This is a genomic window from Micrococcus sp. IITD107 (genome assembly GCF_041927415.1).
Lineage (GTDB): Bacteria > Actinomycetota > Actinomycetes > Actinomycetales > Micrococcaceae > Citricoccus > Citricoccus terreus.
In genome coordinates this window covers 1-308 of the sequence record NZ_JBHFFN010000025.1, presented here as the reverse complement: position 1 = coordinate 308, position 308 = coordinate 1, and the positions used below count along the sequence as shown (strand labels likewise).

The 308-nt window shown below is 67.9% G+C and carries 1 protein-coding gene; it reads right to left on the bottom strand.

Annotated elements, in window-relative coordinates; genetic code table 11:
* Positions 1-308 (bottom strand): transposase (locus tag ACEXHE_RS13485; protein ID WP_374786183.1); only part of this gene is annotated, 308 nt, incomplete at both ends.

The window sequence follows — 308 nt, the reverse complement described above, 5'->3', positions numbered from 1 at the left end:
GTAGGCGCGCCGCGATCTCCTCAGGTGACCACAGTTGCTCCAGCCGGCTGGCGACCTCCTCGAGCAGCCGGCCCGACGCAAGCTTGAACGGCTTCGGTCCACGCGCCTGCTCGCGGGCACGTTCATGACCACGCCACGCCGAGTAGCAGCAGCGACCCCCGCCGCGCTTCACCTCACGGCTGACGGTCGACACCGCACGCCCCAGCTGCTCGGCGATCGCGGTGAAGGTATCGCCACGATTGATCCACAGCAGGATCTGCTCGCGCTCTTCGATCGTCAGACAGCCCTGACGTGGCTCCCACCCGAAG